A 25,351-nucleotide genomic window follows, 5' to 3' on the forward strand; every position below is an offset into this window, starting at 1 on the left:
GACAACCCATTTCTCATCCCCCTCACTTCGGCAACAGGTGGCTGAGCACAAACAAATCTAATGGATTATTTTTTGAACTTAATAAAATATTAATAATATATTTGTATAATTTTACCTCTTTTATTGGAGATATCCTAGGATAAAACCAATATCTATTAATTAGAAACGAGGCATATATTCATGAGAAGTCCAATAGAATCATCTCAAAATGTTAACGTCGATAAGATAAAAATATGTAATGAGCAAATTTTCCAATTTGTTATAAAATATAGGTACTTAGATATCGAAGGTTGGGAATCGCGAAATTCTTCCAGCAGTCAAAAATTTCAAATTGTTTCGCCACTCTATGATTCCCCAGAAAAGCTGCAGGCTATTTTGAAACAATATGGGTATGACGATCATCCTAATTATAAAATATGTGAGAGTCGTGAACCTGGCCAGTACAGAATCGTCATAACAGGCTTATCAGATATATCGTCCCACTTTAATCCAATAGCACAAAAACTTAACGAATATTGTTACTTGGGATGTTATGGATGGGAGAGTAGGCAAAGCACAGGTCAAATGGTATCAGGTCTTTTTGATTCCCCAGAAGAGCCTCAAGAAATCTTAAAAAAACATGGTGAATTATTAAGTCTTAAACACTATAAAGTCGTCGAAAGCAATCAAGAGCCAGGAAAGTACCGAATATGTATATCCAATGATAAAACAAATCAGGAAGATCCTTGGTCTTTCCTGATACAAGATATGGGCGTATATCATGAACAAGATATGACCGAAACCGTAAAATGGATACAAGGATCCGGCCTAATGGTGTTGAATTTTATAACGCAAATGGGTTACCAAGAGATATGTTCTTTCAGAACTCAAATGCACTTTAAAAATAAGGACCTAACTAAACCAGGTCATTGGGTCTTTGATGAAAAAAATCTATGTTTGGTCAACTCTGGGCCATCGATAAAATATGATAATGATGAAGGCGCAGCGTATAAACAAAATATAGAGTTTTCTATCCAATTTGGAATTGAGCATCTCCAATTTCCTCAATCTTTAAAGAAACTGGTTGATTTCATTAAAATCGAAAATTATAAACACTGTTCCTATTATTACATCCCTCTACAAGCGATTAAGACCGATTTAAAATTATTCATAGATGCTACAGTTTCAAGTTTAGATAGAATTCTTGGCCACTTAAATGATCAGATTAAGCACAAAAAACTGGAGCTTAATTTTTTTAGTGAGCGGTTTACTCCCGATCAACATCTTATATTAGCTGGATGTTTTAAGTTTTATCAGCAAGTACTTATAAGCTCATTTAGTCCGGCAGATTCCGGACGGATCATTGAAATACTCTTAAAAGACAACAAAACCCAAGAAGAAGAGGAGTGGTTGAATCATAAGATGCCATCCGAGATATACAATAATTTATTGAGGGGCAATGAAACTCTTACTCGACTTAAATTAGACACTGTGGATGGCGGTAATTTAAAAAATGGTACCCCCATAACAATAGCTGATGTCCATCAATTTATGAAATTGTCTTTTTCTTTAACTGAGCTTTATTGTCAAAAAAAGATATTTAGTGATCAGAAAAGAAGCCTTCGACAACAGGAACTCGAAAGCTCTTCTATTTCGCTCTCTTCTCATCCTAATTCTATTTTTTCTGGTAAAAACAGTCCAAGCGAAGAAAAGAGCGAACGCAAAGACAATGAGCCATCCCCTGTTTAAAAGAAACAGATTTTGTTGCTTAGCTGCATGGAATGGCTAAGCAACATTCATTTCTTAAAGATCACTATCCCCGATCGCGAGCCCGCATGCGGGTACGGGATTATTCTGAGGTATTGACTTGCAATTGGGTCACATTTTGCAAACCACGTGGTAATCGGTTGCCTCGACGTCCTCGCTCACCTTTATAATGCTCCAGATCGCTTCCTTTCAAAGTAAAATGCCGTTTACCAGCATGTACAGTGAGGGAATCCTCTGCAGAGAGCACTTGTAAATCAATCACATATTCTTCACGGGATAATGCTTTAGCAGAAGGGATACTGATTAATTTATTGCCTTTCCCGCGAGATAATTCGGGTACTTCCTTGGCAGAAAAAATGAGTAAGCGGCCAGCATTGGTAACACAGGCCACAAATAGCTCATCATGTTTGGGTAAGAGGCGAGGCGGCAAAATACGGCTGGATTCAGGCAGCTTAATACAAGCCTTGCCATTGCGATTTTTTACGTAAAGATCACCTATTTTGGCGATAAAACCATATCCTGCATCACAAGCTAATAAAACCAATTGTTCTGCCTCGCCACCGATCACTGCTTCAAATAACGCACCTTCAGCTGGATTAAGCTTACCAGTTAAAGGTTCACCTTGGCCTCGTGCTGATGGTAAAACATGCCCTGGCAAGGAATAAACTTTGCCTTCACTATCAAAAAAAAGGATTTGTTGGTTTGAACGCGCCATGGCTTGCGCTTTAAATTCATCACCTGCTTTATAACTCAACTCGCTACCGATTACATCATAACCTTTTGCCGCCCTTACCCAACCCTTTTTGGAGAGTACTACAGTGATTGGCTCATTAGGTAAAATATCCTCTTCTTTTAATGCTTGTGATTCTTGTCGGACAATAATTGGCGAGCGACGCCCATCTCCAAATTCATCCCTGTCTTTGATAATTTCGTCTTTAACCAAAGCTTTTAATCGTTGTTCTGAAGCTAGAGTGGTTTGTAAATTATCGCGTTCGGCGCAAAGCTCATCCAACTCACCACGTATCTTTACCTCTTCCAGTTTTGCCAAATGGCGCAACTTCATTTCTAAAATCGCTTCAGCTTGACGATCACTGAGATTAAAACGTGCCATCAACCCTTGCTTGGGGTGCTCATGTTCGCGAATTATCGCAATGACTTCATCGATGTTCAGATAGGCGATCAGTAACCCTTCAAGCACATGAATGCGATCCAGAACTTTTGCTAACCGATACTCCAAGCGTCGCCTTACTACCGTTAAGCGATAAGACAACCATTCCCGCAGAATATCCAGTAAATTTTTTACTTTTGGCCTGCCATCAAGTCCTATCATATTGAAGTTAACACGATAACTTCGTTCCAAATCTGTCGTGGCAAATAGATGAGACATCAAACCTTCTGCATCAACGCGGTTTGAACGTGGAATGATCACCAATCGGGTGGGATGCTCATGATCGGACTCATCACGTAAATCTTCTACCATTGGCAGTTTTTTCTGTTGCATCTGCAACGCGATTTGTTCTATAACTTTGGCACCAGATACCTGATAAGGCAGAGCAGTAATTACTATATTTTGTTTTTCCTGACTATAAACCGCCCGCATTTTAATTGAGCCATTACCTGTTTCATACATGTTGGCAATTGATTCCGGCGGAGTGATTATTTCCGCTTCGGTCGGAAAATCAGGCCCTTTAATGTACTGAGTAATCGCTGCTAAATCTGCCTGGGGATTCTCCAGTAAATGCACACAAGCATTTGCCACTTCGGTTAGATTATGCGGCAGAATATCTGAAGCCATACCCACAGCTATACCTGTTGCGCCATTTAATAATATATTCGGTAAGCGCGCTGGCAGTAATGAAGGTTCTTGTAACGTCCCATCAAAATTGTCCACCCAATCTACGGTACCTTGTAATAATTCTGAAAGCAGTACTTCAGCATAAGCCGATAATCGGGCTTCCGTATAACGCATGGCTGCAAATGATTTAGGATCATCTGGGGATCCCCAGTTTCCTTGACCATCCACAAAGGGATAGCGGTAGGAAAACGGTTGCGCCATCAATACCATGGCCTCATAACACGCACTGTCACCATGGGGATGGAATTTACCCAGCACATCCCCAACCGTACGTGCTGATTTTTTATATTTGGCGGTTGCTTTCAGACCCAGCTCAGACATCGCATAGATTATACGCCGCTGAACTGGTTTTAATCCGTCAGCAATATGGGGTAAGGCTCTATCTAAAATGACGTACATTGAATAATCAAGGTAAGCCTTTTCCGTAAATTCAGTTAATGCTTTTCGTTCTGTTACTTCATTCATCGTTTTTTTATTCATGAAATTAATATTTACTATTTAACCATCGGGACGCTCTATTGCAAAGTAATTTTAACAGAGTCCTTATGATGTCACATAGAGAAATAGCTTATAAATTGTGAATAACTTTTATATATTTCTTCGTGACGCGCACCATATTTAATTTAAGCAATTGAAAATTAAATGATTTTTAAAATCAACATATTTTAAATCATTTTTTGCCTGTGGATAACTTTGTGCATTATTATCGAATAAAAACGCTAACTTATTGTAAATAACATAAAAATTATAAAACGTTTCGCACGATTTCCTCATTGCAATTAATTACTTGAAAGGATGATATATAATTGAATGAGAGATGCTTATTTAATGGTTTGTTATGGATTACAGTAAAAAGCAAATCCAAGATTCGCCAGGTGCTAATACCGATTCTCGATTTAGTAAGAGCTTGCTTTATTTTATTTTTATACCAGCACTCGCGATCGTACTCATTATTGGTATATTCTCTTATCGCCAAGTGAATAAACTGGTTGAGGCAAACAGTTGGGTAACCCATACTTATCAAGTCATTCACTCTACAGATCAAATCTTATATACAATAGTCAACATTAATTCTCTGCAAAGAGGTTATCTCATTTCCAGTGATGATCAATTCATCGCGAATATTGATAGAGCAAAAGCAAACTTTAAACCGAATTTTGATAATCTAATTGCTCTAACAAAAGACAACTCATCTCAAGCAGAACGAGTTACACGCTTTATTGATTTAACGAATCAACGGCTTGGCCAATTAAATCAAACAATCCAATTAAAAATGAATAACAAACTCCATACCCAGGAAGGAATGGATTTTTTCCGGAAAGAAGTAGACCTTTCAAATCAAATTAAAGCTTTAGGACAAGAAATAAAATCAGTTGAATTAGTGCTATTAAATGGAAGAAATGATCTCGCACTAAGTGGTGCACAATTGGCAAACTATATTATCATTAGCGGGAGTTTTATTAGTATATGCGGCTTAATATTAGTATTTTTTTTAGCGAACAGAGAACTCTCTCGAAGCCTCAATGCAGAACGTGAGAGGAAAAATGTTGAAACTCGCTTAAGGAGCATTTTAGAAAGCGCTACAGACATGATCGCAGCTGTTGATAATAATTACTGTTATATTATTTTTAATGAAGCATACCAACGTGAGTTCAAGCGTTTATTTGGTAAATCGATAACTATAGGCATGAGCCTAGATACGGTCTTTTCAGATGTTGGCTCCAAAAATAAATTGTCGGAGCTTTGGAAAAAATCTCTAAATGGAGGTGAGTTTGTAAAAAATATTGAGTTTGAACTAGACAATAAACGCAATATCTATGAAATCACCTCCAGCTTAATTATCAATGAGGATAATGAGATTAGTGGAGCGGTGCATATTATCCGTAATATTACGAAACAAATTGAGGAGCAAATTGAACTTAAAGACTCTTATGCAAAACTCAATGCCGGAATGCTAGCGCTACAAGATAAAAATGACCAAATCACGCTTCTAGTCGAAATGAGTGACATTATGCTTGCTTGTAGTTCCCAAGAGGAATTAAGTAATGTGATGACAAAATACTGCCAGCGTATGCTTCATTTTGCGAGCGGTTATTTATATGTCATGCACCCCTCAAAAAACTATCTTGAAATTGCCACAACTTGGGGCTCACCCAATCTTCAGTCTACTACGTTCCCTCCTGATCAATGTTGGGCAATCCGTTTAGGCAGGATTCATCATGTGCGGCCTGCTCATAACGAATTAATTTGCAACCATGTGAAGGCAGACAATAAACAGCAAGCAACCTATCTTTGTGTGCCATTAATGGCTCAGAATGATATTTATGGTTTATTGTATTTGGAAATCAAACCAGGAACACAAATTGAATTTTCAGAAAATCAGCAGCTTTTAATTACTGCATTCTCTGAATTAACGGCGCTGGCTTTTGCAAACGTACGCTTAAGAGAAAATCTACGTTATCAATCGATGCGCGATCCTTTAACTGGCCTCTATAATCGTCGTTATTTGGAAGATTTTCTTTTAAAACAACTTCATCAATCAGAACGAACTAAATCGCCACTTTCACTCCTAATGCTCGATTTAGATCACTTTAAAAAAATAAATGATACGTATGGTCATGACGCTGGTGATGCAGCTTTAAAAGAATTGGGAAAAATATTACAAGATGATATTCGCGTTGGCGATCTTGCAGCTCGTTATGGTGGCGAAGAGTTTATAGTTGTCTTTTATGGCACTGATGCGGAAACAATCAAAGGGCGCGCTGAAAGCATTCGTCATGCCGTCTCTCGACTCCAAATAAAATATGGGGCACAACACGTAGGCCCTATTACCATTTCCATTGGTATATCCGTCTTTCCGCTTCATGGTCGGACCCCTGCAGAATTAATCGAATCTGCAGATAAGGCATTATATTTTGCAAAAGCTAATGGAAGAAATCAGGTTGTTCTTTATTCAGACATCGAAGGTAAAAAGTATCCTGGAAATGGGAAAAAGAGTGAAGATAACAAACCTTTTGATAGTAAATTAATGTGAGTCGCAAATGAACTAATACCAAAAATTATTATTTTCACCCCCCTTTTGGCTCCCATTGCTACATGCATAATAATCGCTACTTAATCCCTCTACAAAGATAACTGCGTGAGTTAATGCGGGTTATCAATTGGAATAATGAAGCTCTGATTGCTCATTAATAGTACATTTTGTTTTTGCTATTAATACTTTCTTAATAATATTATTATATTCTTTACGGCCTAATAAAGTTAATCACTCTTAATAGTGAGAAAATTATGCCCCAAATTATAAATAGTAATGCTTTTGTAGCAATCCAAGATGACCTGAATATCTTATTCGAGCAAGTTTATAAGCACGAGAAGAAAGATAGGCCAGAAATAACATTCCAGGTTCAATCCTTTTTAGATAATTTCAGTGAATCTCTGGTGAGTCATTGCCGCCAATTATTTATCAATGTCCGTGAAGAAGATGTAATCTATTATAAGTCAAAAGATAAACGCAAAGGAGCTTACAGCCTTGACCCTTTCAGCAATTATGCTGGTGCGCTACAACTCATGGTTACTCTTTTAATTGCAGATCAAGAAGATCCTACCAAGCGCGTCTTTTATTATGAAATGTTCATTCAGTTAATGAATTCGTGTTACCGCAAAGGGGATATGACAAGTGCTACGGCCATTTGGTCGGGTCTGCGCTCACATAATCTTGAGAATTATGTTGATATGAAACAAATCAGCCCCGAGAGCCGCCTACTTTGGGATGAATGCGATGTGGCGCTTGCAAATATAAATAATCCTATAACTACAATAAACGCACACGAAGAATTGAGAAGAAAACTTAAAGGGGTTTTAATTCCATCGTTAAATCCCTTAATACAGATTCAAGCCAACTGCAAACAAGTATACGATGATAGGTGTGCAGAGGCTCGAGAGAAACTTAAAGAAATTGAACCTAAATTACGCGAAATAGATCAAAAAATGCATCAATTTCTTAATCAATTACAGCGTGACAACTCAGTTTGGTCGCAAGAATATTATAATTATATGAGCACGATTTATATCTCCCAGTGTCAGTTTGAATATCTCTGTCTCTTGAGAGAGTATGATGGGCATTTAGGCTATCCTGGGGTGGCTAAAGAGTTTCATAAAGATCAAAGTGCGGAACGTCTTGTCGGCCTCTTAAACCGTTGTTTTCAAGAAAACCGAGAACTTGGTGTTTCGCCGCCAAATGAAGAAGTGATTGCATTGTTAGCGGAAGTGGAAGAGTTTAACCGTGTTTATCCTGGAGATTTTACGTTGGATCTTTATGATTTGGTTAAGGAAAATTGTCATGAAGTTAAAGCCAAGAATATGGGTAGATATACGTCTAAAATTATGACAGGTCTTAAACAGCCTCGGGGTACACCAGGAGTTTGGCCTGAATATGAGCAAGAGCCCCAAGATGTGGAATATATTCAACCAGCTTATGATGGCATTAAATTAATGACTGAATTAGATTATACAATAGCGGCTCGCGAACCTAATGTTACAGTTAAAGTGCCGGTAGGACGTATGCATTGTGGATTCTTTAAGGGCATTCCTAAAGAACAGGTGGTTGAAGAGGAATTCATGCTTGAAATTCAGGATGTACAGCGAATTGATTATGATTTAGATGATTTTGAAACTCCTTTAGTTCAAACTTTTAGCTAATCTCGCAGCAATTTCTGTCTCAATGAAAACAGAAGATAGAGGACTAGAACACTCCTCTATCTTTTGATAGAAATTGAGAAGAAATTTTTAAAACACTCGCGTTGCAACAAAAGGAACATCAGCCTGTTAAATTGCACCTTAAGATTGGTATTTTCCTGCACAAATTCACTGATTTAATGCGCAGTGATATTACTTATGATCACGCTCATTTCAAGCTAATAAAAGATAAACTTTCTGCCGCTAAAAATGAACTGCAGGAAACTCAAGGTGTCAGTTTTTGAGTCAGAGTTCCTTTCATACAAAACAAGAAAATTCGAGTTACATTACAAAATGACCAGAATTAAAACACATCGATGTGATACTGGCCTAGAATATAAATATAATATCTGTAAAAGACGTATTATATGGGTTTCTTTATAAAGAATATTGTTGTAATTGGTGACATGGATGGCAAAAATGGTGAATATCATAACTCTCTGAATCCAATGCAGGGAGGTCGTCCTATTATTTTCAACGATGGAATTGTTGATAATCAGCGAATTGATCGGATGGTTGAACAGATAAAAGGGCTCGCGGAGTGTGCAAAGAATAATTCTAAGCCTACACGCTTAACTCGACTGATTACGGATGAATTTAGCTTTTATACAAAAAATGCTCCTTTGAGCATAGAAGAGTATAAAGAGCTTATTAATAGAACCTCAGAAGTTCTTCAGAACCTCCCCCCTAATATTGTTTTAATTCTAAGTAGCATACCTGTTTTGTGGCCCGATGGAACCTTGCGGAATGCCGTGTTGCATGTTCAGTCTCCAAACTCCAAAGATTCAGAACCCATTATTCATCATTTTAGTAAAGAAAGCTGTTCCGGCATAGATCCATGGTATTCCAAAGACAATACCATTCATAACTGTTATGAATTCCGCGATGATGATTACTTTAGTGATGAATACTCCCCTGACGTGGTGTTGAAAGATACCCGAGTGAAATGTAATGATCCCAACCAGTACAAAAGTGCCATTATCGTTCAAGGTTTGAATTTGCCGCCTGTTGTAGATGCCATTGATATTTGTTTGGACCATCAAAATGGGGTTGCAATGAAAAATGCCGAACAATTATTAAAAAACCTATCTTCACCGCCAGTGCACATAAGCCACATTGTTACCTCCAATTATATCGCTATAAAAGATGAACAGCTGACATCAAGCGTAGTGCATGTAGATCATAAGAGAAGACGCGTAGAAGGATCTGGTGAAAAGAAAGAGGAAGTTGTGAGCACCACTTTTGGAAATGGAAGCAAAGTATTTACATACCAATCCAAAAAAACAGAACTCATTCATTCCCAATTATTTAGAACAATTTCTAATAAAATAAACATACAAAATGTTATCGATGATGAGGGAAACACTCTACTGCACCAAATTCTTATTCCCGATAAGAAAAACAATCCTTACTGCACACATAAAAGAAGACGCTTAGAAAGCATCCTGCCACACTTTGACCATCAATCCATTAATCAGCAAAATAAAAATGGCGATACCCCTCTTCATTTAGCAGTAAAAGCCATCTATGAAGAACACATTTTCCTCCAATTTCTGGAGCGAGGAGCAAGACTGGATATTAAGAATAGTCTAGGGTTAACTCCCATTGGCATCGCATATCAAGAAAATAAAATCGAGCTTGTTACTGCTCTGTGTAATAAGATCATCAATAATAAAAAAATATATCTTTTTCATCGTGATGTCATCTTGACTCTAATCAGTGAAATCAAAGACGAAGAATTGCAAAAAAAATTAGCGTGTGCAGCATTAAGCTTTGAAAACTCCGAGTCGTTCATTACTAAAAAAATTGAAGAGCGTTTACTAGAAATAAGTGGCAACTCACTCGAATCGACACAAAATAATCCTCCGATACCTTCCGCGCTGGGAGGGGCTGAAGAAGAATCGGCGATCTCAGAATCGATAGTAATAGAGCCTACATTCCCAGAACTTGGTAAAGCTGAGGCTTATACTTCAATAAAACTCGAATTTGAAAAGGGCTCCGCAGCGGACCTAAAGCTAATTGAACACCTTTTATTACAAAACATTAACTTAAATGAAGACAGTGGATTGGGCCATTTTACTTTAGGTGCTTATCTTATTGTCCAAGCATTTATGAGTAGAGATTCTATTTCATCTATTACCTTAGATTTCTTCTTTACCTTAGCAAAACCTCATTTAAATGAGCGCATAATCCAAGAAATATGCGATTACCTGCACGACTCAACGTGCCGTGATTGGATTTACCAAGAATTGGTAAAAGATCAATTTAATAAAGCACTCCAAGGAAAAACGCTTGACACCGCGATTATTTTTACTGCTTTTTCTAAGGGGAAAACCATTTGGAATGCAAAATATGGATCTATTACCCTTGCCGAACGAGCGGTTTTTGAGGCATATCGCGCGAATAATCCTAAACTTCTAGAGATAGTTTTTACAGAATTACGCAAAGAAAATTTATCCGTTGATGTTGATGAAATTGCAAAAAAAATGGGCGAAAACCTTCCCGAATTTTTAAATTGGGTGGGGGTAAGACTCGAAAAGATGGAATTACATCACCTACTTAAAAATGAATTTTCGAATGGACCTTCTGCAGACTTAATTACAGTTCGTAAGATTTTAGAATTAGGTGTCAATTTAGATAAAAACAGTGGTCTTCGTGATGATCTCACCCTAGGTGAATATGTCATCGCTCAGGCGTTTATTAACAAGGATTCCATTAGCGCTGACACTTTAGCTTTTTTCTTTGATACAATCGGAACAAAACTAAATCCCGAAAAAATAAAAAAAATAGCCGTTACTTTTGAAAACCCCCAAGAAATTAGTGATTGGATTTATCAACAGTGGATAACGCTTGAACTGAATAAAGGAGTACAAGGTCAAAAGACTAATGAAATGGTCATTTTTACCGTTTTGTCACAAAGAAAAGAAATTTGGAATCAAACTTATACACCTCCCGTACTTAGTGAAGAATCGACCTTAGACACTGCAACTGCAACTTCTGCTGTAAAAACCAGCATGGTATCCCAAAAGCCAAACGGCACGCCCCTCACATTTGCTGAACAAGCTATAGCCCAGGCTTTCAAAGAGAAAAACTTAAGAATTCTGGAAAACGTTTTCACTGAATTACGTAAAAATAGCTTAACCCTGGATGTAAAAAAAATAGCCGAAAGCTTCGAAGATCAAGGGCAGGAACAGGTATTGCATTGGCTCAACGGCCAACTGCAGCAGTTAGAGGCACACTATGCATTAAGAACTGAATTTCAAAAAAAAGAGCAAGCCAATCTAGCGATTATTATAGAGAACTTATTACAAAACCCTAATTTTAATCAAGATGGGGGACTTGCCAACGGGCTTAATCTTGGGGAACAAGCCATCGCCCAAGCTTATATTTTACGGAGCCCTGATTTGTTATCAGAAATTAATTTACACCATCCCATTGATGAGCAAATAATTAATAAAATCGCGAAAACCTTTATTGACCCCAAAGATATCTTTTCAAATAACTCAGAAAGAATGAGTACATTTAAGGGATGGGTATCGCTGCAATTATCTCTTATGAATCAAACGGAATTGAATCCGATAAGAACAGTAGCAAAAAGGTATCAGTTTTTCCTAGAATACAATCCTTCGACGGTGACTATTGAGTCACCTGAATCTAAAAAAAATCTAACCTGAAGAATGGTGCTCTAATAATCCGAAAATGACAGCTAAGCTCACCCTACGACTGTCATTAAAGACGTTTTCATCTAAAAAACAACTAAATTTTCATATCCTTCTTCGGCATCGCGAGCAGCTTCATTTATTCTTCCAGCATTTACAACGTCATTTTGAGCAACTTCAGCTGCATTCTGAGCTGCATCGACATCTGCTTGAATAGCAAAAAAATAATTACTATTTTTCATCATTTAGCCCCTTTTTTATTATTTTTCCTGCGATTAACTTAGCACTTAAATTATTGTCAATATGTAACATTATGAAAATTATTGTTCTTTTTATTAACGTGATGAATAACTTGTTTTAATTAACTTTCTTTTTCAGACTCTGTTCAAATACGTCATTAAAATCTTCAGATACAGTTTTTTTATTTTTAAAAAAAACCTCGGGTATTTGAACTGAATGAACTTTATCTTGATATTTGAACTTGATATGTAGTGCGGCAACACTTGGATCTTTATCAATTAAAAAATTATCACTGCTATGTCGTCTACTTAACGAGGGGGGCTTAATTTTCATTTTTTGGATAATGGGTTTGTACTTTGAGAATGATGATTCCTCGCGCAAGTTTAATTGTTTTTCAATATCATCCGATTGTTCATCACTTTCGGTAGCTGAGCTGCCTTTTCCTTTCCTCGTTTCATGCTTCTGATGACACGTTAAATAAATATCATACGCGCTAGCCCCTAGCCACAACATATTACTTACAGTAGAAAATGCACCAGAAATATAATCATACATTGTTAATTGCTCTCCTATGTATAGACCGTATATGGATACCATGGAACAACCAGCAGCGACTAAAAACATAGATGATGAGACAAATCTTCTACTCAATAAGCTCATTAATTCGCTCCTTGTATTTAGTTCCTATTCTCTGTGAAATCATTACCTCAAAGCGTGGATAGTAGATATACTATATATGCGCATTATGATATCACTTTTGATATATATAAATCAGTAATTTCGTGAATGAATAAAATTTGTAATTTATAGAAAGCACGCCTAGTGCAAATGAATGGGTTTTGAAACAAGCTTCCTTCCGTATAAAATAAAGAAAGAAGCTCTAATAAATGAAATTACTACTTAACCATTTTTCTTGCTTTTTGAATGGCACGGATTTGCGCAACAGCACGTGCTAATTCTGCAGCAGCCATGGAATAATCCATTTCACCACCTTTGCCGGCCATTGCAGCTTCAGCCTGAGCTTTTGCAGCAAGTGCTGCTGCTTCATCTAGATGATCAGCGCGCTCAACAACATCAGCAAGAATAGTAACATTGTTAGATTGAACTTCCAGCATTCCACCTTGAACGTAGTAAATTTCTTGGTGACCGCCAGGTAACGTGAGTCGCACTTCACCTGGTTTCAGGACTGTAAGCAGAGGGGCATGACCAGCTGTAATGCCTACCTCTCCTAATTCTCCAGTTGCAACAACCATTTCAACCAAACCGGAAAATATTTCCTGTTCAGCACTAACAATATCTAAGTGCGTTGTTCTAGTCATATTTGCCTACCTCACAAGGTCTTAGCTTTAGCAACTGCTTCCTCAATGCTACCAACCATATAAAATGCTTGCTCCGGTAAATCATCGTATTCACCAGCGAGAATACCTTGGAAGCCTTTAATTGTATCTTTCAGTGATACGTATTTTCCTGGAGAACCAGTAAAGACTTCAGCAACGAAGAATGGTTGCGACAAGAATCTTTGGATTTTACGCGCACGGGTAACAACTCGCTTATCTTCTTCAGATAATTCGTCCATACCAAGAATCGCAATAATATCTTTTAATTCCTTATAGCGCTGTAATGTTTGTTGTACGCGACGAGCAGTATCGTAATGCTCTTGTCCTACAACGAGAGGATCTAATTGTCGCGAAGTTGAATCCAACGGATCTACCGCAGGGTAAATACCTAACTCAGCAATTTGACGTGACAATACAACTGTAGCATCCAAGTGAGCAAAGGTAGTTGCTGGTGATGGGTCAGTTAAGTCGTCAGCAGGTACGTATACTGCTTGAATCGAGGTAATAGAACCGGTCTTTGTAGAAGTAATACGTTCTTGCAGCATACCCATTTCTTCGGCAAGTGTTGGTTGGTAACCTACTGCTGAAGGCATACGACCTAGCAGCGCAGATACTTCAACCCCTGCCAAGGTATAACGATAAATGTTATCAACAAACAGCAATACATCACGGCCTTCGTCACGGAATTTCTCCGCCATAGTCAAGCCAGTTAATGCAACGCGTAAACGGTTACCTGGTGGCTCGTTCATCTGGCCATACACTAATGATACTTTATCCAATACATTGGAATCTTTCATTTCATGGTAGAAGTCATTTCCCTCACGGGTACGCTCGCCCACACCAGCAAATACTGAGTATCCGCTGTGCTCAATAGCGATGTTTCGAATTAATTCCATCATGTTAACGGTTTTACCCACTCCGGCACCACCAAACAGACCCACTTTACCCCCTTTGGCAAAAGGACAAAGCAAGTCAATAACTTTAATACCGGTTTCAAGTAATTCCTGGCTTCCAGCTTGATCTTCGTAGGAAGGCGGCTTGCGATGAATAGCCCAGTGCTCCTCAGCACCAATTGGACCCGCATCATCAACAGGACGGCCAAGAACATCCATAATTCGACCTAAGGTTTTCTTTCCCACAGGCACTTGGATAGGATGACCTGTATTTTCTGCTTTTAATCCACGCTTAAGTCCATCGGTTGTTCCCATGGCAATAGTACGGACGACTCCATCACCCAACTGTTGCTGTACTTCGAAAACCAAATCACCATCAGCAAGTTTCAATGCATCGTTGATTTTAGGGACATTATCACGGGGGAATTCTACATCCACAACCGCGCCAATAATTTCTACTACAGTTCCTAAGCTCATTTTATACCCTCTTATAAAGCGGCTGCGCCACCGACAATTTCTGCTAACTCTTGAGTAATTGCAGCTTGTCGGGCTTTGTTATAAGCCAATTGAAATTCTTTAATCAAATCACCGGCATTATCCGTTGCATTTTTCATTGCAATCATTTTAGCCGCTTGTTCACAAGCGATATTTTCAACTACCGCTTGATAAATCTGCAATTCGATATAACGTTCTAAAAGATTATCCAGCAATTCTTTAGCATCAGGTTCATAAATATAATCCCAATGATGCCCCAAAATCGTGCTGTCTTCTTCTGATTTTGGCAATGGTAATAACTGTTTCACCACAGGTTTTTGGGTCATGGTGTTAACAAATTCGTTGTAAACCACATGCAACGCATCGATGGTGCCATTGTTAAAAGCATCAAGCATGACTTTAACGATGCCAATGATATCTTTGATACCTGGCGTGTCACCAAGATGCTCTTTTGAGCCAAGAACATTACTGCCAACTCGTTTAAAAAATGCTTGTCCTTTGCGACCAATGACCGCAAGATCAACTTCTTTACCTTGCTCCTTCCAGCTACGAATAGTACGCACTGTTTCTCGGAGCAAGTTGACATTTAAACCACCGCATAAACCGCGGTCTGTAGTGACTACGATAAGACCGATACGATTAATCTCGCGTTGGCTCATAAACGGATGTCTGTATTCTGAGTTTGCACGAGCAATATGTTTTACTACACTGTAGATCTTACTGGCATAAGGTTTAGATGCGCGCATTCTTTCCTGAGTTTTACGCATTTTGCTTGCTGCCACCATTTCCATCGCACGAGTAATTTTCCGAGTTTTGTTAATACTCGAAATTTTCGAACGGATTTCTTTTGCTCCAGCCATAATCTTACTTCGCCTTAAATTGACTTACCAACTTGCTGTACGCTTAAAGTCCTCTACAGCTTTTTTCAATTTTGCTTCAATGTCATTATCGTAAGCACCTGCTTCATTGATCAGTTGCAACAGATCAGGATGAGAGCTACGCATATAGTCATGTAATGACGCTTCAAATGCTGCAACTTCATTTACAGGCACATCATCCAAATAACCTTTTTCAACAACAAACAATGCGGTACCCATTTCTGCAACAGACAATGGAGAATATTGCTTTTGTTTCATCAGTTCAGTAATACGCTGACCACGTTCTAACTGTTTACGGGTTGCATCATCAAGGTCAGAAGCAAATTGCGAAAACGCTTCCAGCTCACGGAATTGAGCCAGTGCCAAACGGGTACCACCACCCAATTTTTTCATGATTTTTGTTTGTGCCGCACCACCAACCCGCGATACAGAAAGACCCGAGTTAATCGCTGGACGAACACCCGAGTTGAATAAATCAACATCAAGAAATATCTGACCGTCGGTAATGGAAATAACGTTTGTTGGAACGAACGCGGATACGTCGCCAGCTTGGGTTTCAATAATTGGCAATGCAGTTAACGATCCTGTTTTTCCTTTTACTTCACCGTTAGTCAGTTTTTCTACTTCCGTAGCATTAATACGTGCTGCTCTTTCTAACAAGCGAGAATGTAAATAGAAAATATCACCAGGATATGCTTCACGGCCTGGCGGTCTTCTTAACAACAATGAAATTTGTCGATATGCCCAAGCTTGTTTGGTTAAATCATCATAAACAATTAATGCATCTTCCCCTCGCTCCATGAAGTATTCACCCATGGTACAACCAGCGTAAGGTGCAATAAATTGCAACGCCGCTGAGTCAGAAGCACCAGCTACTACAACGATTGTATGCTCTAAAGCACCATGTTCTTCGAGTTTACGTACTATTGCTGCAACAGAGGAGGCTTTTTGGCCAACTGCTACGTAAACACACTTAACTCCAGTACCTTTCTGGTTAATAATCGCATCAATTGCAATTGCTGTTTTTCCAGTTTGACGGTCACCAATGATGAGCTCACGCTGTCCGCGCCCGACAGGGATCATTGCGTCAATCGCTTTCAACCCTGTTTGTACGGGTTGATCTACTGATTTACGTGCAATAACACCGGGAGCAACTTTTTCTATTGAAGACATGCCTGCTGCATCAATAGGCCCTTTTCCATCAATTGGATTACCTAAAGCATCAACAACTCGTCCTAATAGACCATTTCCCACGGGAACTTCAAGAATACGACCTGTACATTTACCTTTTTGGCCTTCGGCTAAAGAAGAATATTCACCAAGAACAACTGCGCCTACTGAATCTCTTTCAAGGTTAAGAGCTAGACCATAAACGCCGCCTGGGAACTCGATCATTTCACCAGCCATTACATCTTCTAGGCCATGTAAGCTCACAACACCGTCTTTCAAACTGACAATAGTACCTTCATTTCGTGCTTCAGATACTACACTAAAGTGTTCTATTTTCTTTCTGATTAATTCACTGATTTCAGAAGGATTTAACGCTACTTGTTCTGACATGGAAACTATCCTCTAAATTATGCGGTCAATTCAGTGCTAAGCTTGTTAAGCTTGCCACGAACTGAACCATCTATAACTAAATCGCCCGCTCGAATTATTGCTCCACCAAGCAAGGAAGGATCAATACTGATTTTTAACGATACCTTGCGCTGTAAGCGCTGACTTAATGATTCAATTAATCGCTGTTGTTGCGCATTTGATAAATCAGAATAACTGTTTACATCAACGCTCAGAGTTTTTTCTTGCTCTGCCCGATGTGTTTCATAGAGTGCATAAATCTCAGGAAGCAATATCAATCTTTTATTAGTGGCCACTAACGCGATTAAATTGTTTAATGGCTTGTTTTCTTTTGATTTTGCCCCGACTGCAGCCTCCAACAACTCGATATGTTGCGCTACAGTCGTTGCTGGATTTGCAATAAATTTCTCAGCCTCAGGTGTCAACACAGCTTGTGCAAGATTTCTCAAATGGGCTGACCACTCAGCTAATTCTTTTTCCCCTAAAGCATATTCAAAAATTGCCTTGGCATAGGGTCTGGCTATGGTGGTGCTATCAGACATTTTAAATCTCTTCTATCAAGTTATCTAATAATGCAGTATTTGCCTTAGCATCTATTTCGCGCATCAAAATCTTCTCAGCACCGGTTATTGCTAAGTTTGCGACTTGTTTACGCAAGTCATCTTTTGCATGATTGATTTGTTGCAATAATTGCTCTTGTGCCAGTTTTACTTGCATTTGCGCTTCATGCTTTGCTGTTTCTTTTGCTTCTTCAATGAGTTGCGCAGCACGCTTATTTGCTTTTTCGATGATATCAGCTGATTGAACTTTAGCTTGCTTTAACTCATCTTTCACGCGATGTTGTGCTAACTCTAATTCTTTACGACCACGCTCAGCAGCAGCGAGACCATCAGCAATTTTGTCTTGTCTTTCTTCCATAGCTTTTGCTAGTGGAGGCCATACTAACTTCATAGTAAACAAAACAAAAGCTGCGAAAACGAGCATTTGTACGATTAATGTTAAATTAATTTCCACCGTTTATCTCCTGTAACAATTAGGGCGCCATGCGCCCTGATCATGTGTTATCAAGAACCCAGGTTGCTAAGGAAAGGGTTTGCGAAAGTAAAGAACAATGCGATACCCACTCCGATCATAGTTACGGCATCTAACAAACCTGCAACGATGAACATTTTTACTTGTAACATTGGAACCATTTCTGGTTGACGCGCTGAGCCTTCAAGGAATTTGCCACCAAGCAAACCAAATCCTATCGCTGTGCCCAATGCACCCAAACCAATTAACAAGGCAACCGCAATAACGGTCATACTTTGAATTTGTGCTATTAAACTAGCGGCTTGCATATTTATCCCCTTTACAATGGATGAAAATTAAATCGGTTAATGATCTTCGTGTGCCAAACTAAGGTAAACAATCGTTAGCACCATGAAAATAAATGCTTGCAATGTTATCACCAATATGTGGAATATTGACCATGCTAGCGCCAAAATAAATTGTGCCGAGCCTAAAGTCACTGTGCTCACTGTTGATGATGTTGCAGCATTTAAGGTTAACAGAGCAATTAATATAAATATTAATTCGCCTGCATATAAGTTCCCAAATAAACGCAGTGCTAGTGAAATTGGTTTTGCAACAAGGCCAACCACTTCAAGCAACAGGTTAAAAGGTATAAATCCAGGATGATTAAAAGGCTGTAAAGTAAGCTCTTTTATAAATTTTTTAGGGCCTTTTATTTTAATGCTGTAAAAAATAATGAGAATAAATACAGAAATTGATAAGCCAAAGGTCAAGTTCAAATCGTTAGTTGGCACTACTTTGAGGTAATGAATTCCACCTGCTTGCGCAAGTGCAGGCAATACATCTACAGGAAAAATATCCATAAAGTTCATCAGGAAAACCCATAGGAATATAGTTAAAGCCAATGGACCAATTAAGTTATTTTTGCCATGGAAGCAATCTTTTACCTGATTATCTGCAAACTGAAGCATAATTTCAGCGAAGTTCTGTAATTTACCAGGAATTCCAGTAGTCACTTTGCGTGAACCGAAATACATTAAGCCGCAAACAAAAATTCCTAAAACAATCGAGAAAAATAAGGTGTCAAGATTCAATGTCCAGAAACCGCCCGAACCAAATTTCATATCTTTAACGTTAAAGGTAAGATATGTTAAATGATGCTTGATGTAATTTGTGCTAGATACCATTTCAGTCACTTTCAGGCCTATTCTGTTTGTTTACAATAATCAACGGGGCAAACCAATGCGTCATCAGTATCATAATGTATGATCCAAAAAACGCTAATGGTGTAATTTTAAATAGTAAAAACACCGCGGTGAATAGGAATATGGATATTACTATCTTTAACGCTTCGCCTTTATAGAAACTGTTCACTATCTTTTTGGCTGAACGAGCACCTTGATACTTAAACAGTTTACTTGCAAAATATGCATTAGGAACAATACAAACCATACCACCAAGCAATGCTGAACTTGCTGCGTTAGCATTGTATACTAACGCGCAAAGCGCTGCAAAGACCAATGTAACGCCTGACTGCACGAGCCACAGCCGTACAATGCCGCGTTTACTTAGCTGTTTGTTCACATATTCACCTAAGTTTCACCGCGCGAATTATAAAGCAACCCGCTTCAATAATCAACGCCATATTTTATATATCCAAGAATCTTTATTACCAATGACCTGCGTTTGGCGCTGACACCCAAGGTTCCTGTATTGGCAAAGGCTCTCCCTTTTGTAGCAACTCTATAGAAATATTATCTGGAGAGCGTATAAATGCCATATATCCATCTCGTGGAGGCCTATTAATTACCACACCTGAATCTCTCAATCGTTGGCATATCTCATAGATATTATCAACACGGTACGCTAAATGGCCAAAATTACGTCCTTCCTTATATTCTTCATGATCCCAGTTATAAGTGAGTTCAAGTAATGGTGCTTTAAGTTGTTTTGCTCGCTCCAGGTCATTAGGTGCTGCGAGGAATACCAGAGTAAAACGACCTTTTTGATTCTCCATGCGATTAACTTCAAGCAATCCCAATTTCTTGCAATAAAAATCAAGTGATTCATCCAAATTGGATACTCGTACCATCGTATGTAAATAATTCATGCATTTTCTCCCTGAGATTCATGTAGCTTTCAATCCTTCATTAAATGCATCCTGTTAAAAGGGGCAATCAATTGAGTTCAAAATGCATTGTATCATATCAAAAAGGAGACAATGTCCGCTCAATTAAGCTTAATTTCAATTCAATATATACAGAAAGATCAATTTACTCTAATTATTATGACGCGCTGCACGTCAAAGTATCGTTGTACAGCCAATTGTTTTGGGCTGAAATCCCCATTATATCTGATTTTACCGTCTATAATTAAAGAGTGGAGCTTGTTATCGTAACTCGGGTAATAAGTAGTGTTTATTAACCTCGCAAAAGGAAAAAACATGCCTGATAAGATCCAACATACTGCAGCCAGTCTGCAGCAAAAAATGCTCGCTCGTTATAGCGATGGGTTACATCACAAACATAACAAACATCATCTAGGATATCGACAACACTGTAGATCCCACCCATGTAATCAAATTAATGGTTTAAATAAGGATGAAGAAGAAGGGTTAGCCGGCTCTACGGGATTGTTACGTCAATTTAAATTGAGGAAAATGCGTAAACGACCTGATAAAGGAAATTTCCACTAAAAAACATACATCCTAAAAAAAGTGATTGGATGTATGGTTTTGATTGAGCAATCGCTTTTTTTAGGATCATCATCCCACGGAATTATCCTGATACGTAAAATACTTAAGAATTTTTACTACCCGCACTACATCATTTGTTCTTCTTGCCATATTAATTACTTTTTCAGCTTGCTCTTGATGCACGTCGCCCATCAAATATACAATTCGGTCTGAAGTAACTATTTTGAATGCATTAGGATCAATAGAATCGTCAGCAAAAATTTGGCTGCGAATTTTAGTGGTTATCCAACTGTCTTGTACGGTATTAGACTCCGAAGAACTTACGTGGACTTGATTAAACAGACGTCTATAACCTCTTACTTTGGCTAAACGTCGGCTTAATTCCGTTTGCATTCCAACATTAGGAACATGTCCTGCTACTAAAACATCACCGTTAAACACCGCAATATCAATAACACTTTCAGAGTTTTTGAATGTGTTATCAACGGCTATCGCATTATTCACTTTAAGATATAAACTGTAATCATCCAGTTTTTTATACACATTATGTCGATTGTAAACCATAGTGGCGCCTGTCCATAAGCTGCCCATACAGCCGGATAGGCACAGCAGAACAAAAGTAAGTAATACCGCCAAACATCCTTGTTTTAACATGTTATTTAGTGAATATACTGAAAAATTTTAACCACTTTGCTTACACCATTAACGCGCCGCGCGGCATCCACTGCAAGAGACGCTTGCTGGTCATTAACGATACCCATGAGATAAACTACTTTATTTTCCGTCACAATACGAATCGATCCAGACTCAAGTCCTTTTTTAGCCAACAACATGCTGCGGACTTGACTGGTAATCCAACTGTCTTTAGAGCGTTCCGTAAGGGGTATGGGATAACCTACCGATATTTCATTATATACTCTATATACACCCGGAGTAGTTCGCGCGATTTTTTCCGCCAAATTACGTAACGAAGCGGTTGGTGTTTGACCTACAAGCAAGACAACCCGATTAAAGCTGGTTACAAGTACCCGTGAGTCACTGAACTGGCGGTTGGTTACGATTGCTTTATGAATTAAATGAAATAATCGGGCATCTGCTTCCATAGTGATAATGCCACGTCGATCATAGACCATTCCTGCAACGGCACCGGTTATTACAGCGGCAACACATCCTGTTAATAAGGTAGTTACTAAAAGAAAAACGATTGATTTTAATTTTAACCTCATTTTTTACCCCAAAACCTGACCAAACAATGATTGGTCAATTAAATCACAAAAGCAATGTAAGATGAACAAATGCATTTCTCTTATTCGGGCAGAATTGTCTGAGGTAACACGAAGTTCAATATCTTCAGGTCCCAAATGATTCGCAAGAACACCTCCATCACGTCCACTTAAGGCTACAGTATCCATTCCGCGTTCGTTTGCTGCATGAAGTGCATGCAGCATGCTGTCTGAATTACCCGAAGTAGTTAACAAAAGCAGTACATCATTTTCTTGCCCTAAAGCCTGAATTTGCCGCGCAAATACTTGACTATAATGATTATCATTTGCAGAAAAACTTAAACTGCTCGCATCAGTACTTAAATTAATTACAGGAAGAGAAGGTCTTTCTACTTCAAATTGGTTCAGCATGGCGCTCGCAAAATGCATGCAATTGGCGCTTGACCCCCCATTACCACACAATAATATCTTCCCATCGGCAAGCAAACAATTCACTAAACGTTGTCCAGCTTTGGCGATCATATCAGATAAAGAATCAGCAAGTGCTATCTTGGTTTCTATATTTACACCAATCAAATGTCTTACTCGTTCTTCCATTTGTACCATCATATTAAAACCTCTACTTCTTAATTTTTTGTAGTTTACTGTTTTGGTAAAAAATTCCCGCGTTACACTTCGCCTCATACAATTAAATCAAGAAATCACCTCTCCGCCTACGCCGCGGGACGTGGGATAAGGTTCGGATAATTAACTTAACGGCAGCGACGCCTCACTTTATCCAGATTACATCAATCAATAATCTGTGCCAAACGCATCTTTCACCCAATTAATGGATGCTGATTTTCCATCAATACTTACCACATCAAAACGAAGTGCATCGTTATGATTTTGATGCTGGAGCATATAATGTGCAGCCGTTCTAAGTATTTTTTGTCTTTTTGCATAGGTAACACTCGCAATACCACCGCCAAATTGCATGGAAACTCGTGAACGAACTTCTATAAAAACAAGCTGTTCTTTATCACGCATAATTAAATCTATTTCACCCAGGCGACAGTTGTAATTTTTCATAATTAATTCAAGGCCTTGCTTTTGTAAATAGGCTAAAGCTTTTTCTTCAGCAATACGTCCTTTCTCATAGGTCATCAATTACGCGGTCTCACCTAATGAATGTACAAGACCTTGTTTAAATTGTCCCCACTCCAAAACACGCGCAACGTGCTGAGACGGATTGAGATATAAAATACCCTCTCCAGTCTGCGATTGGTCTGCTGGGAATAACATCAATTGATTCAATTGCGTAGCCAAAGTATAACTATCGATTCCTAAAGCATACAATCGATTGTAGCTATTAAACTGTTCTGGCCAATTGCGTGTCCCCGCCTGATGCGCGAAGACCCAAGGAATATCACAAAAAATAATGCCATCAAGATCTTTATCTTTCAATGGATTAGCACTACCACCGTAGACACTTGCTGTAGCATATACTGGGACATCTCCTGCATAATAGTAATTTAACAAAGGCATAATTTGCCGGGCTTTGGAGGGATAGGCCAGCAAAAATATCATGTCAAAATCTTGCCTGCGGCTAATAACTGGCTGGATTTTTTGTCCTAATAATTCCCTTAATTTCTTTTCGCGTTGTTGGCTGTTGGTGATTTGCAGAAAATCTTTCATTTTTTTATTCAAATCATCATTAACACCATATGAAAAAGTATCAACAACACGCCCGCCATTTTTTTGCCATTGTTGGGTAAATGCTTTGGTTATCTCTTTTCCCCAATCGTTTCCTGGTGCGATAATTAATGCGCGACTATATCCTTTATTCTTTGCTCTGATTGCTACCTGCACTGCTTCATTTGTGGGTGAAAGTCCGAATAAATAGGAATTTTCCTGGATAACGCTATCAGCATCATTGAGCAACAGTGTAGGAACAGGATGGGATAGTGCCGCAACTGCAGCTACCTGCGATTTGGTTAGAGGTCCCACAATATACTCAGCACCATCATTGATTGCATTTTGATACAAGGAGGCAACATCACCTTTATCGGTATCGTAGGTTTTCACCTGCATGGATGTTTCGCTGTTATTGCTCTTGTATGCGGCCATAAATCCATCCCGCACTGCCGTACCTGGTCCTTGCAATGCGCCGCTTAAGGGGAGCAATAGAGCTACTTGTTTTGGTTGAGCACGCATTTTATGCGCAATTGAATCCAGTGGATCAGGCAAAATATGATTTGCTGGGTGACTCCTGTACTGTGATTGCCATTGGTTTAGCGCAGCAAGTATAGCCTTTGGATTGTCGCGATACGTGCGTGAAATCAATACGAGCTGTACCCATCCTTGCAATACGGATTGATTCGCGGTTTGAGCAGCAAATGAATTTAATTCTGCTTGAGGTATATGAGTCAAAGTTAACCAAAGCGTACGACGATTATTGGCTTGACTTTCCTCATCAGTCAACAAAGTCTCAAGTTGAATACGCTCTTTAACCGATTCCAATTGCTTACCTGTACCACGATAAGCTTGTGCTAAAAGTTCATGAAGCTGGATCTTTTGATAAGCGGACAATTCATTGCGCTCAGTAATACTGGCTAATTTGTTCAATGCAATTTGGGGTCGGTCGCGAATGAGATCACTTTGTGCCAATAAAAGACTCTTTTCATGCTTAAGTGCCGGTGTTAAGTCAGAAGTCTGTGCTAAAATAGCAGTACCTTGTCGCCATTGACCTTCTGAAATCAATCGGCCTGCAGCCCGAAGTAAGGATTGTTGTTTTTCGATGCCCTCTTGATTTTTAGCCTGTTCAAGGTAACTTCCAGTAGGCTTGGAATAAGGACTCGCTTTTTTTTTCTTCTCTACTTTTGGTGCAGGCGCTGGCGCAGCCATTTCTGGAGGATTCACCGCTGTAGTGCATTGGCAAAGAAAAAAAGTAGATGTCAGTAAAAAAAATACGCGAATTTTTATTAACATGTTTTTAAGAATTGAATGAGCAATAACGCAAGAG

General features: G+C 38.7%; 23 protein-coding genes. 5 read left to right on the top strand and 18 right to left on the bottom strand.

Translation table 11 applies throughout. The features are described 5' to 3' along the window. Positions 1-180: 180 nt before the first annotated feature. Entirely contained in the window at positions 181-1,728 is a 1,548-nt protein-coding gene (locus tag FOLKNPGA_RS17730) for a hypothetical protein (protein ID WP_182351137.1), read from the top strand. A gap of 100 nt (positions 1,729-1,828) precedes the next feature. Here FOLKNPGA_RS17730 and parC read toward each other — a convergent pair whose 3' ends face one another. Next, a complete protein-coding gene (gene parC, locus FOLKNPGA_RS17735; protein WP_182351138.1) occupies positions 1,829-4,081 on the bottom strand; it encodes a DNA topoisomerase IV subunit A in 2,253 nt (750 codons plus the stop codon). Between the two features lie 358 nt (positions 4,082-4,439). Here parC and FOLKNPGA_RS17740 point away from each other — a divergent pair, with 358 nt between their 5' ends. The 3 genes from FOLKNPGA_RS17740 to FOLKNPGA_RS17750 all read left to right on the top strand — a co-directional run bounded on the left by FOLKNPGA_RS17740 (position 4,440) and on the right by FOLKNPGA_RS17750 (position 12,009). Beyond that, entirely contained in the window at positions 4,440-6,635 is a 2,196-nt protein-coding gene (locus FOLKNPGA_RS17740) for a diguanylate cyclase (RefSeq protein ID WP_182351139.1), read from the top strand. A gap of 254 nt (positions 6,636-6,889) precedes the next feature. Beyond that, positions 6,890-8,299, top strand: coding sequence for a RasGEF domain-containing protein (locus FOLKNPGA_RS17745; RefSeq protein WP_182351140.1), 1,410 nt, complete (start codon positions 6,890-6,892; stop codon positions 8,297-8,299). A 404-nt stretch (positions 8,300-8,703) separates the two neighbouring features. After that, positions 8,704-12,009, top strand: a complete 3,306-nt coding sequence (locus FOLKNPGA_RS17750; RefSeq protein ID WP_182351141.1) for a hypothetical protein — start codon at positions 8,704-8,706, stop codon at positions 12,007-12,009. Positions 12,010-12,080: 71 nt separating this feature from the next. Here FOLKNPGA_RS17750 and FOLKNPGA_RS17755 read toward each other — a convergent pair whose 3' ends face one another. The 12 genes from FOLKNPGA_RS17755 to FOLKNPGA_RS17810 form a co-directional block, all read right to left on the bottom strand. Continuing rightward, the gene (locus FOLKNPGA_RS17755; RefSeq protein ID WP_182351142.1) at positions 12,081-12,239 is read right to left on the bottom strand and encodes a hypothetical protein; all 159 of its coding nucleotides are present in this window, start codon (positions 12,237-12,239) and stop codon (positions 12,081-12,083) included. Positions 12,240-12,351: 112 nt separating this feature from the next. Beyond that, positions 12,352-12,894, bottom strand: a complete 543-nt coding sequence (locus tag FOLKNPGA_RS17760; RefSeq protein WP_182351143.1) for a hypothetical protein — start codon at positions 12,892-12,894, stop codon at positions 12,352-12,354. A 236-nt stretch (positions 12,895-13,130) separates the two neighbouring features. Continuing rightward, the gene (locus FOLKNPGA_RS17765; protein ID WP_182351144.1) at positions 13,131-13,553 is read right to left on the bottom strand and encodes a F0F1 ATP synthase subunit epsilon; all 423 of its coding nucleotides are present in this window, start codon (positions 13,551-13,553) and stop codon (positions 13,131-13,133) included. 11 nt (positions 13,554-13,564) lie between these two features. After that, positions 13,565-14,941, bottom strand: coding sequence for a F0F1 ATP synthase subunit beta (gene atpD / locus FOLKNPGA_RS17770; protein ID WP_182351145.1), 1,377 nt, complete (start codon positions 14,939-14,941; stop codon positions 13,565-13,567). A gap of 11 nt (positions 14,942-14,952) precedes the next feature. Further along, positions 14,953-15,819, bottom strand: coding sequence for a F0F1 ATP synthase subunit gamma (atpG, locus tag FOLKNPGA_RS17775; protein ID WP_182351146.1), 867 nt, complete (start codon positions 15,817-15,819; stop codon positions 14,953-14,955). 24 nt (positions 15,820-15,843) lie between these two features. Then, positions 15,844-17,397, bottom strand: a complete 1,554-nt coding sequence (atpA, locus tag FOLKNPGA_RS17780; protein ID WP_182351147.1) for a F0F1 ATP synthase subunit alpha — start codon at positions 17,395-17,397, stop codon at positions 15,844-15,846. Positions 17,398-17,414: 17 nt separating this feature from the next. Next, complete coding sequence (locus tag FOLKNPGA_RS17785) at positions 17,415-17,957, bottom strand: F0F1 ATP synthase subunit delta (RefSeq protein WP_182351148.1); 543 nt, start codon at positions 17,955-17,957, stop codon at positions 17,415-17,417. 1 nt (position 17,958) lies between these two features. Continuing rightward, entirely contained in the window at positions 17,959-18,429 is a 471-nt protein-coding gene (locus tag FOLKNPGA_RS17790; RefSeq protein ID WP_182351149.1) for a F0F1 ATP synthase subunit B, read from the bottom strand. A gap of 50 nt (positions 18,430-18,479) precedes the next feature. Next, on the bottom strand, positions 18,480-18,719 hold the full coding sequence (atpE, locus tag FOLKNPGA_RS17795) for a F0F1 ATP synthase subunit C (RefSeq protein WP_197541222.1): 240 nt from the start codon (positions 18,717-18,719) through the stop codon (positions 18,480-18,482). A 72-nt stretch (positions 18,720-18,791) separates the two neighbouring features. Beyond that, a complete protein-coding gene (gene atpB / locus FOLKNPGA_RS17800) occupies positions 18,792-19,616 on the bottom strand; it encodes a F0F1 ATP synthase subunit A (RefSeq protein WP_182351151.1) in 825 nt (274 codons plus the stop codon). 1 nt (position 19,617) lies between these two features. Next, positions 19,618-20,013, bottom strand: coding sequence for a F0F1 ATP synthase subunit I (locus FOLKNPGA_RS17805; protein WP_182351152.1), 396 nt, complete (start codon positions 20,011-20,013; stop codon positions 19,618-19,620). A gap of 85 nt (positions 20,014-20,098) precedes the next feature. After that, positions 20,099-20,539: a VOC family protein gene (locus tag FOLKNPGA_RS17810; protein WP_182351153.1), complete on the bottom strand. Its 441-nt coding sequence runs from the start codon at positions 20,537-20,539 to the stop codon at positions 20,099-20,101. Positions 20,540-20,872: 333 nt separating this feature from the next. On the opposite strand from FOLKNPGA_RS17810, the gene FOLKNPGA_RS17815 reads away from it, so the two are divergent. Beyond that, positions 20,873-21,124 (top strand): hypothetical protein, encoded by a 252-nt coding sequence (locus tag FOLKNPGA_RS17815; protein ID WP_182351154.1) that lies wholly within the window; start codon positions 20,873-20,875, stop codon positions 21,122-21,124. 69 nt (positions 21,125-21,193) lie between these two features. Here the strand turns inward: FOLKNPGA_RS17815 and FOLKNPGA_RS17820 are convergent, their stop codons facing one another. The 5 genes from FOLKNPGA_RS17820 to FOLKNPGA_RS17840 form a co-directional block, all read right to left on the bottom strand. Beyond that, entirely contained in the window at positions 21,194-21,778 is a 585-nt protein-coding gene (locus tag FOLKNPGA_RS17820) for a BON domain-containing protein (RefSeq protein ID WP_182351155.1), read from the bottom strand. A gap of 5 nt (positions 21,779-21,783) precedes the next feature. After that, positions 21,784-22,350, bottom strand: coding sequence for a BON domain-containing protein (locus tag FOLKNPGA_RS17825; protein ID WP_182351156.1), 567 nt, complete (start codon positions 22,348-22,350; stop codon positions 21,784-21,786). Between the two features lie 3 nt (positions 22,351-22,353). Then, complete coding sequence (locus FOLKNPGA_RS17830) at positions 22,354-22,953, bottom strand: SIS domain-containing protein (RefSeq protein WP_182352904.1); 600 nt, start codon at positions 22,951-22,953, stop codon at positions 22,354-22,356. 186 nt (positions 22,954-23,139) lie between these two features. Beyond that, positions 23,140-23,493 (bottom strand): YraN family protein, encoded by a 354-nt coding sequence (locus FOLKNPGA_RS17835; RefSeq protein WP_182351157.1) that lies wholly within the window; start codon positions 23,491-23,493, stop codon positions 23,140-23,142. A gap of 3 nt (positions 23,494-23,496) precedes the next feature. Continuing rightward, the gene (locus tag FOLKNPGA_RS17840) at positions 23,497-25,317 is read right to left on the bottom strand and encodes a penicillin-binding protein activator (protein ID WP_182351158.1); all 1,821 of its coding nucleotides are present in this window, start codon (positions 25,315-25,317) and stop codon (positions 23,497-23,499) included. Positions 25,318-25,351: the final 34 nt, after the last annotated feature.

The sequence above is a fragment of the Legionella sp. PC1000 genome, assembly GCF_014109805.1.
GTDB classification, from domain to species: domain Bacteria; phylum Pseudomonadota; class Gammaproteobacteria; order Legionellales; family Legionellaceae; genus Legionella; species Legionella resiliens.

Bases quoted from the DNA above. Each gene is read 5' to 3' on its own strand.
- FOLKNPGA_RS17730 (WP_182351137.1), top strand. From the start codon at position 181: ATGAGAAGTCCAATAGAATCATCTCAAAATGTTAACGTCGATAAGATA.
- parC (WP_182351138.1), bottom strand. From the start codon at position 4,081: ATGAATAAAAAAACGATGAATGAAGTAACAGAACGAAAAGCATTAACT.
- FOLKNPGA_RS17740 (WP_182351139.1), top strand. From the start codon at position 4,440: ATGGATTACAGTAAAAAGCAAATCCAAGATTCGCCAGGTGCTAATACC.
- FOLKNPGA_RS17745 (WP_182351140.1), top strand. From the start codon at position 6,890: ATGCCCCAAATTATAAATAGTAATGCTTTTGTAGCAATCCAAGATGAC.
- FOLKNPGA_RS17750 (WP_182351141.1), top strand. From the start codon at position 8,704: ATGGGTTTCTTTATAAAGAATATTGTTGTAATTGGTGACATGGATGGC.
- FOLKNPGA_RS17755 (WP_182351142.1), bottom strand. From the start codon at position 12,239: ATGATGAAAAATAGTAATTATTTTTTTGCTATTCAAGCAGATGTCGAT.
- FOLKNPGA_RS17760 (WP_182351143.1), bottom strand. From the start codon at position 12,894: ATGAGCTTATTGAGTAGAAGATTTGTCTCATCATCTATGTTTTTAGTC.
- FOLKNPGA_RS17765 (WP_182351144.1), bottom strand. From the start codon at position 13,553: ATGACTAGAACAACGCACTTAGATATTGTTAGTGCTGAACAGGAAATA.
- atpD (WP_182351145.1), bottom strand. From the start codon at position 14,941: ATGAGCTTAGGAACTGTAGTAGAAATTATTGGCGCGGTTGTGGATGTA.
- atpG (WP_182351146.1), bottom strand. From the start codon at position 15,819: ATGGCTGGAGCAAAAGAAATCCGTTCGAAAATTTCGAGTATTAACAAA.
- atpA (WP_182351147.1), bottom strand. From the start codon at position 17,397: ATGTCAGAACAAGTAGCGTTAAATCCTTCTGAAATCAGTGAATTAATC.
- FOLKNPGA_RS17785 (WP_182351148.1), bottom strand. From the start codon at position 17,957: ATGTCTGATAGCACCACCATAGCCAGACCCTATGCCAAGGCAATTTTT.
- atpE (WP_197541222.1), bottom strand. From the start codon at position 18,719: ATGACCGTTATTGCGGTTGCCTTGTTAATTGGTTTGGGTGCATTGGGC.
- atpB (WP_182351151.1), bottom strand. From the start codon at position 19,616: ATGGTATCTAGCACAAATTACATCAAGCATCATTTAACATATCTTACC.
- FOLKNPGA_RS17810 (WP_182351153.1), bottom strand. From the start codon at position 20,539: ATGAATTATTTACATACGATGGTACGAGTATCCAATTTGGATGAATCA.
- FOLKNPGA_RS17815 (WP_182351154.1), top strand. From the start codon at position 20,873: ATGCCTGATAAGATCCAACATACTGCAGCCAGTCTGCAGCAAAAAATG.
- FOLKNPGA_RS17820 (WP_182351155.1), bottom strand. From the start codon at position 21,778: ATGTTAAAACAAGGATGTTTGGCGGTATTACTTACTTTTGTTCTGCTG.
- FOLKNPGA_RS17825 (WP_182351156.1), bottom strand. From the start codon at position 22,350: ATGAGGTTAAAATTAAAATCAATCGTTTTTCTTTTAGTAACTACCTTA.
- FOLKNPGA_RS17830 (WP_182352904.1), bottom strand. From the start codon at position 22,953: ATGGTACAAATGGAAGAACGAGTAAGACATTTGATTGGTGTAAATATA.
- FOLKNPGA_RS17835 (WP_182351157.1), bottom strand. From the start codon at position 23,493: ATGACCTATGAGAAAGGACGTATTGCTGAAGAAAAAGCTTTAGCCTAT.
- FOLKNPGA_RS17840 (WP_182351158.1), bottom strand. From the start codon at position 25,317: ATGTTAATAAAAATTCGCGTATTTTTTTTACTGACATCTACTTTTTTT.